Source organism: Hydrogenimonas sp. (assembly GCF_029933015.1).
Lineage (GTDB): Bacteria > Campylobacterota > Campylobacteria > Campylobacterales > Hydrogenimonadaceae > Hydrogenimonas.
This window is the reverse complement of sequence record NZ_JAOZOZ010000073.1, coordinates 1-7,697: the sequence shown is the minus strand read 5'-3', so window position 1 is coordinate 7,697 and position 7,697 is coordinate 1. Positions and strand designations below refer to the sequence as shown.

Annotated in this window: 4 protein-coding genes and 4 tRNA genes; 5 read left to right on the top strand and 3 right to left on the bottom strand. The window is 58.3% G+C overall.

Features of this window, described 5'->3' with window-relative positions; genetic code table 11:
• Positions 1–199 precede the first annotated feature (199 nt).
• The 3 genes from guaB to ileS form a co-directional block, all read right to left on the bottom strand.
• A complete protein-coding gene (guaB, locus tag Q1K23_RS06190; RefSeq protein WP_300363274.1) occupies positions 200–1,645 on the bottom strand; it encodes an IMP dehydrogenase in 1,446 nt (481 codons plus the stop codon).
• A 16-nt stretch (positions 1,646–1,661) separates the two neighbouring features.
• Positions 1,662–3,011 (bottom strand): Asp-tRNA(Asn)/Glu-tRNA(Gln) amidotransferase subunit GatA, encoded by a 1,350-nt coding sequence (gene gatA, locus Q1K23_RS06185; protein WP_300363273.1) that lies wholly within the window; start codon positions 3,009–3,011, stop codon positions 1,662–1,664.
• A gap of 195 nt (positions 3,012–3,206) precedes the next feature.
• The gene (ileS, locus tag Q1K23_RS06180) at positions 3,207–5,963 is read right to left on the bottom strand and encodes an isoleucine--tRNA ligase (protein ID WP_300363272.1); all 2,757 of its coding nucleotides are present in this window, start codon (positions 5,961–5,963) and stop codon (positions 3,207–3,209) included.
• Positions 5,964–6,059: 96 nt separating this feature from the next.
• Between ileS and Q1K23_RS06175 the strand changes: the two genes are divergently transcribed.
• The 5 genes from Q1K23_RS06175 (at position 6,060) to Q1K23_RS06155 (ending at position 7,587) form a co-directional block, all read left to right on the top strand.
• On the top strand, positions 6,060–7,145 hold the full coding sequence (locus Q1K23_RS06175; protein ID WP_300363271.1) for a CinA family protein: 1,086 nt from the start codon (positions 6,060–6,062) through the stop codon (positions 7,143–7,145).
• 81 nt (positions 7,146–7,226) lie between these two features.
• Positions 7,227–7,302, top strand: a tRNA-Lys gene (locus tag Q1K23_RS06170).
• A 22-nt stretch (positions 7,303–7,324) separates the two neighbouring features.
• Positions 7,325–7,400: transfer RNA gene (locus Q1K23_RS06165), tRNA-Glu, on the top strand.
• Between the two features lie 9 nt (positions 7,401–7,409).
• Positions 7,410–7,485 (top strand) — tRNA-Val (locus Q1K23_RS06160).
• Between the two features lie 25 nt (positions 7,486–7,510).
• Positions 7,511–7,587: transfer RNA gene (locus Q1K23_RS06155), tRNA-Asp, on the top strand.
• The last annotated feature ends 110 nt before the right edge of the window (positions 7,588–7,697 follow it).

Below are 7,697 nucleotides of genomic sequence, written 5' to 3'. Positions count from 1 at the left end.
AGGGCGAGGGTCTGCTGTTTCATTTCAAATCCTTCGGATTTTTTAAGTGAAAAGTTAAAAACTAAAAGCTAAAAGTTGCGGATGCGTGCTTTGCACGCTTCCATTCTATTTGATTAAAAAGGAGCTTTAGCGACTTTCCTCAACTTTTCACTTTTCGTTTTTAGTTTTTCACTCACATTTGAGCCTGGCTCAAATGTGCTCAAATGTGATAGTTCGGCGCTTCCTTGGTGATCATCACGTCGTGGACGTGGCTCTCTTTGAGGCCGGCGCTGGTGATCTCCACGAACTCCGCTCTCTCCCAGAAAGTCGGGATATCCTTGCTTCCGCAGTATCCCATCGAAGAGCGCAGTCCGCCGGTGAGCTGATGGATCACGTCGGCGATGCGTCCGCGGTAGGGGACGCGCCCTTCGATCCCTTCGGGGACCAGTTTGTCGGCGGCGGTACCTTCCTGGAAGTAACGGTCCGTGCTCCCTTTGGTCATGGCGCCGATGCTGCCCATGCCCCGATAGCTTTTGTACTGACGTCCCTGGTACATGATCGTCTCGCCCGGACTCTCTTCGGTACCGGCGAGAATGGATCCGGCCATGATCGTGCTGGCACCCACCGCCAAAGCCTTGGCCACGTCGCCGGAATATTTGATCCCGCCGTCGGCGATGACCGGTACACCGTGTTTGTGGCCCACCTGGGCGCACTCGTCGATGGCGCTGATCTGGGGTACGCCCACTCCCGCGACGATGCGCGTGGTACAGATGGAACCGGGCCCTATCCCCACCTTGATCGCGTCCGCACCCGCCGCGATCAGATCCTCCGCCGCTTCGCTGGTGGCGATGTTTCCGGCGATGATATCGACATCCAGCTCCTTCTTGAGCTGTGTGAGCGTATCGATGATACCCTGGGAGTGTCCGTGGGCGCTGTCGAGCACCAGTACGTCGACACCCGCTTCCGCCAGCGCTCTGGCACGGTCGAACTGCCCCACACCGATCGCCGCACCGACCCGCAGACGGCCGAACTCGTCCTTGCAGGCGTTGGGATACTCTTTGCGTTTCTTGATGTCCTTGATCGTCACGAGCCCCTGAAGGATGCCGTTTTCGTCGATCAGAGGAAGTTTCTCGATCTTGTTCTTGTGCATGATGTCGGCCGCTTCGTCGAGGCTGATTCCCTTTTTGGCCGTGATCAGCGGCATCTTGGTCATCACCTCTTCGACTTTTTTGTTCATGTCCGTCTCGAAGCGCATGTCCCGGTTGGTCAGAATCCCCAGCAGTTTCATGTTTTCGTCGACGACGGGAACGCCGGAGATACGGTATTCGCGCATGATCGCCTCCGCTTCGCCGATCAGCTGCTCCGGATGGATGAAAATCGGATCGATGATGATGCCCGACTCGCTCTTTTTGACCTTCTTGATCTGTTTGACCTGGGTCTCGACATCCATGTTTTTGTGGATGATCCCGATACCGCCGAGTCTGGCCATCGCGATCGCGGCGCGAAACTCGGTCACCGTATCCATCGCTGCCGAGACGATGGGGATGTTGAGACGGATGTTACGGGTGAGCTGGGTGCTCAGATCGACCTCTTTGGGCAGAACGGTCGAGTGTTTGGGGACCAGCAGGACATCTTCGAATGTCAGGGCGCGTTTTCGGATTCTCATAGGGTTCACTCCTTCTTTATTTCTCGTAGGCGACGGCGCGTTCCAGGCTCATGGCACCGTCGAACAGTGTCTGTTCGTCAAAATGTCTTCCGATCAGCTGCAGACCCACCGGAAGCCCTTCGGCCGTCTTTTCGATCGGCAGGCTGATGGCCGGCAGACCCGCCAGGTTGATGCCGATCGTGTAGGCGTCGCTCAGGTACATCTGCAGGGGATCGGCCATCTCGCCGAATCTGAATGCGGGGGTCGGAGCCACGGGACTCAGAATCAGATCGGCATCCCTGAAGACCCCTTCGAACTCGTCCTTGATCAGGTGTCGTACCTTCTGGGCTTTGAGATAGTAGGCGTCGTAATAGCCAGAGGAGAGGACGAAGCTTCCCAGCAGGATCCGGCGTTTGACCTCTTCGCCGAAACCTTCGCTGCGGGTTTTGAGATACATCTCTTTGAGATCCTTGACGTTTTCGGCACGGTTGCCGTAGCGCACGCCGTCGTAACGGCTCAGGTTCGCGCTCGCTTCGGCCGTGGCGATGATGTAGTAGGCGGCGATGTCGTATTTGGCCCCCATCATCTCCTTGTGAAGGATCGTATGCCCCTCCGCTTCCAGCGCTTTCACGGCCTTTTCGTAAGCCGCCCGAACCTCCGGGCTCGCATCTTCGATATAGTTGTCGACGACGGCGATTTTGAGCTTGCGGTCGGGGTCGAGGTTGGGCGCGACGGGCTTGTAGTCGATATCCGCGCTGGTACTGTCGTGGGTGTCGTGGCCGCTGATGATGTCGTAGAGAATCGCCGCGTCTTCGACGTTCTGCGTCATCGGCCCGATCTGATCCAGACTGGAGCTGTAGGCCCCGAGTCCCCACCGGCTGACGCGCCCGTAGGTCGGTTTCATCCCGACGATGCCGCAGAAGGCCGCGGGCTGACGGATCGATCCGCCCGTATCGCTTCCCAGGGCCGCGATCGCCACGCCGGCGCCCACCGCCGCCGCCGAACCGCCGGAGCTGCCGCCAGGAACCCGCTCGGGATCGTGGGGGTTGAGGGTCTTGCCGTAGAAGCTCGTCTCGGTGGAGCTTCCCATCGCGAACTCGTCCATGTTGGCCCGGCCGAAGGGGGCCAGTCCCGCTTCCTTGATTTTGGCGATGACGGTGGCGTCGTAGGGTGCCACGTACCCCTGCAGGATCCCGCTCGCCGCCGTGACGTTCCACCCTTTGACCTGGATGTTGTCCTTGATCAGCAGCGGCACCCCGTCCCCAGCCTCGTCTACGGCGATGTAGGCGTTGAGATCCCTCTTCTCTTCGATCCTCTTTTTCAGATCCTCCCGCAGCGCCGCGATCTCCTCTTTCGGCAGCGCCAGGGCCTCTTTCAGTGTTATCAATCTCTTCTCCTAAAACTCAAACTTTTTTTGATCGCATCGACCATCATGATGCCTTGGCCTCTCTTCCCCAACGGCCAAAGACTTCATCCTTTCCTCTTCACGCAACGCTGTACGAACCAGATCCCTACCCCCGTCACGGCGAAAATCGCCGCGATCGTTCCCACGATCACGGGCCAGGTGACGGGCTGGGCCGTATCAAACATTCAGCACCTTCGCGCAGCGTTCGCAGAGCGCATCCTCTTCGGGAGCGGCGAAGCGCCAGCATCGGGGACACTTGTGGCCCGACGCCCTGACGATGACGAACGTGTCGCCCTCCACTTCGAACTCTCCCAGCGTCTCGCTTCCGCTTTGGCGCGTGATTTCGCTGACGACGAACCAGTCTTCGGCATCTTTGGGGTCCAGCACGTCGAGTTTTTCACTCTCGGTCACGAGCCCGAGCTCCAGTGTCTGCTTGATGACCCCCTCTTTCTTGAGACGGTCGACGATCTCGAAAAAGGCTTCACGGGCGGCGGTCATGTACGCTTCGTCCATCGTCACCTCGACAGAAGGAAGCGGCGTATAGAGCAGATCGAAGACATCTTTGGCTTCCCCTTTGATGACGGCGGGGGCGTATTCGAGCAGTTCGTCGGCCGTGTAGGTGAGCACGGGCGCGACCAGCGGCAGCAGCGCCCGGGCGACCATCGCCATCGCCGTCTGGCTGCTTCGACGCGTCGGGCCGTCGGTCTCGTCGCAGTAGAGCCTGTCTTTCGTGATGTCGAGATAGATGCCGCTCAGCTCGTTGGTCAGGAAGTTGTTCAGCTGATGGAACCCTTTGGAGAAGTCGTACTCGTCGAAGGATTTTCGCATCTGGGCGAAGACTTCGGCGGCTTTGGCGACGATCCAGCGGTCCAGCTCTCCCATCTCTTCGGCCGGTACGAGCCGCTCCAGGTCGTCGACGTTGGCCAGGAGGAAGCGGAAAGTGTTTCGGATCTTTCGGTAGTTTTCGGCCACCTGCTTCAAAATGGCGTCGCTGATCTTCAGGTCGCTCTTGTACTCGCTCATGGCGACCCACAGACGGAGTATCTCGCTGCCGTACTTTTTGGCCACCTCATCGGGGGCGACGACGTTGCCCTTGGACTTGGACATCTTCTCGCCCTTCTCGTCCACCGTGAAACCGTGGGTCAGAATCGCCTTGTAGGGGGCTCTGTGCTCCACGGCGCACCCGAGCAGCAGGGAGCTCTGGAACCATCCCCTGTGCTGGTCACTACCCTCCAGATAGAGATCGGCCGGGAATTTTCCCGCGTCGTAGTTGCGCGACTTGAGCACGGCGTTCCAGGTCGAGCCGCTGTCGAACCAGACGTCGAGGATATCCATCACCTTCTCCAGATCCTTCGGATCGTAGCCGCTTCCGGGATAGAGAAGCTCTTCGACGCTCATCTCGTACCAGGCGTCGCACCCCTTCATCTCGAAAATCATCGCGACGAAGTTGAGCACCTTTTCGTCCAGGATCACTTTTCCCGTCTTTTTGTCGCGGAAAAAGGCGATCGGCACGCCCCAGTCGCGCTGGCGGCTGATACACCAGTCGGGACGCCCTTCGACCATGGAGGTGAGGCGGTTGCGTCCCCACTCGGGGTAGAATTTCGTCCGGTCGATCTCCTCCAGCGCGATCTCCCGCAGGCTCTTCTGTTCCCCTTCGGGGGTACCGTCGACGCTGATGAACCACTGTTTCGTGGCCCGGAAGATCAGCGGCGTGTGGCTTCGCCAGCAGTGGGGATAGCTGTGGGTGAATTTCTCGACCTTGAGCAACGCCTTTCCCAGGAGTCTGACGATCTCCTCGTTGGCTTCGAAGATATGCATCCCCACGAACCTTTCGGGTTCGGGGAGCAAGCCCAGACGCACGACCGTCTCGTCGTATTTCCCCTCCTCGTCGACCGGCATGACGACATCCAGGTCATTCACCAGACCCACGCGGTAGTCGTCCTCTCCGTGTCCGGGAGCCGTATGGACCGCCCCGGTACCGTTCTCCATCAGGACATGCTCGCCCAGCACGATCCGCGACGGGCGGCCGTTGAGCGGGTTGATGGCGATCATCCCCTCCAGGTCTCTGGCGGGGATGCGCATCTCGATCGGTCCCTCCACGACGCCGCTTTCGGCCAGCGTGTCGAAGAGCTTTTCGGCGACGATGTAGCCGTCGCGGGTGAGGACGTACATCTCGTCGGGGTTGAGGCTGATGCCCACGTTCGCCGGCAGCGTCCAGGGGGTCGTCGTCCAGATGACGATCGCCGCCGCTTCGGGGTGCCCCAGCTTCTCTTTGGCCTTGTCGCCCAGCTCGAAGGCGACGTAGATGGAGTAGTCCTCCTTCTCCTCGTACTCCACCTCCGCCTCGGCCAGAGCCGTCCGCTCCGCCCAGCTCCAGTAGACCGGTTTGTTGCGCTCGACGAGCAGCCCTTTTTGGGCCACGTCGCAGAGGGTGCGGTAGATGTTGGCTTCGAAGCGGTAGTCCATCGTGATGTAGGGCTTCTCCCAGTCGGCGATGACACCCAGGGCTTTGAAGCCCTCCTTCTGCACTTCGACGAATTTGGCGGCGTGCTCGCGGCAGAGCTGGCGGATCTTCGTCTTGGGCAGCTGCTCCTTTTTGGCCTTGCCCAGCTTCTTCTCCACCTGCTGCTCGATCGGCAGTCCGTGACAGTCCCAGCCCGGCGTGAAACGGACGGCGCGTCCCTGGAAGTAGTTGTCCTTGACAATGATGTCCTTGAGCACCTTGTTGAGGGCGTGGCCGATGTGGATTTTGCCGTTGGCGTAGGGAGGGCCGTCGTGCAGCGTGAAGAGCTCGGCCCCTTCGCGGTTGGCCTTCATGCGCTCGTAAACCCGCTCCTGGAACCATCGGCCGTAGCGCTTCGGCTCGTTCTGGGGGAGATTTCCCCGCATCGGGAAATCGGTCTTGGGAAGATTCAGTGTCGACTTGTAGTCCATTCATCGCTCCGGATAAAAATTGGATTATTATATTGAAAAGGTGATTAAAATGGGCTGATTGGGGTATAATAATCCCAATTAAAGACGGAGCAGCCCATGCACAACCGACTCGTCATCATCGGAAGAAACCTCTATCTCAACCAGCCTTTCATGGAATACATCGAAAGGGACCTCGGCCATCTCGGTTTTCTGGAACAGATCACGAAAGTCCCCGAAACCAGCAGCGATATCGTCACACTCCTTCAGCAGCAGATCGATACGGGGGGCAATCTGATCGTCATCACCAACAAATCCTCTTTCACCCCTGTCAGCAAGCTTCTGGCCACGATGATCGACGATACGCTGATACTCAAAGAGAACATGCTCATCCCCTCCAAAAGCGAAATCTACGACGACAACAGCTTTCTGGTGCAGTTTCGAGACTGCACCATCAATGTGGTCATGGCCGTCCCCGGGGAGACGCTGCCGATGTTTCTGGTGGAGCATCGGGAAAAAGAGGGGGTGATCCACCTGTTCGACATGGACGAGGAGAGTGCCGCTGTACTGCTGGAACCCCTGGCCAAAACCCAGGAAATCGACACAGTCGTCACGACCCTGACCCCCGGCTGGCTGCAGGTGGAGTGCATCAGCAAAAAGTACGGCCAACTCGGCAACTTTCTCAAAAGCGTCCACCAGCTTCTGCCGAAAAAGGTGATCGAGTCGACCAACATCTTCGCCTACCTGATCCACAAACTCTCCCAGGCGGGCAAGACCGTCACCTTCGCCGAAAGCTGCACCGGAGGTCTCCTCGCCGCGCAACTGACGAGCGAACCGGGCTCCTCCACGATTTTCCGGGGTTCTCTCGTCACCTACTCCAACGCTCTCAAGGCCGGATGGCTGGGTGTCGAGAAAGAGACGCTCGAAACTTTCGGTGCCGTCAGCGAACAGTGTGTCGACCAGATGCTCACGGGAGCCATGGAGATCGCCCAGGCCGACTACGCCCTGGCCGTCAGCGGCATCGCGGGCCCGGGCGGGGGCTCGCGCCAGAAACCTGTCGGCACCGTTTACATCGGCGCCAAAAGCGATACCCGTACGATCGTCGAGGAGCTCCATTTCGAAGGGGACCGCAACTATATCCAGAAGCAGAGTATGCTCTATGCCTACAAACTTCTGTTCCGGGTAGCCTCGGATGATCTTTTTTGAAATTTCTCGCCGTTTTCTCTTGACAACCGGAAGGTTTTTCTCTATAATTTCGCTCACGTTTGCATGAAAATGCATACGGATGACCCGTTAGCTCAGCTGGTAGAGCAATTCCCTTTTAAGGAATGGGCCGTTGGTTCGAATCCAACACGGGTCACCACTTGTGTTGTAAGGGTCGAAAAGACCCCTTCATCTAGTGGCCAAGGATGCCATCTTTTCAAGGTGGACACGAAGGTTCAAATCCTTCAGGGGTCGCCAGTCTCAGACGGTCGCTTAGCTCAGTTGGTAGAGCGCCACCCTTACAAGGTGGATGCCAGTGGTTCGAGTCCACTAGCGACCACCACTTTTATTTTCCCCTTTTATTTGGTGCGGTGGTAGTTCAGTTGGTTAGAATGCCGCCCTGTCACGGCGGAGGTCGCGGGTTCGAGTCCCGTCCACCGCGCCACTTCTTTTTCAGTATACCCATTCAACCAGAAACTGCAACTCATTCTCAACACCCCAATGCCCAATGCCCAATGCCCAATGCCCAATGCCCAATGCCCAATGCCCAATGAC

Coding starts and splice junctions, on each gene's coding strand:
- guaB (WP_300363274.1), bottom strand. CDS start 1,645: ATGAGAATCCGAAAACGCGCCCTGACATTCGAAGATGTCCTGCTGGTC.
- ileS (WP_300363272.1), bottom strand. CDS start 5,963: ATGGACTACAAGTCGACACTGAATCTTCCCAAGACCGATTTCCCGATG.
- Q1K23_RS06175 (WP_300363271.1), top strand. CDS start 6,060: ATGCACAACCGACTCGTCATCATCGGAAGAAACCTCTATCTCAACCAG.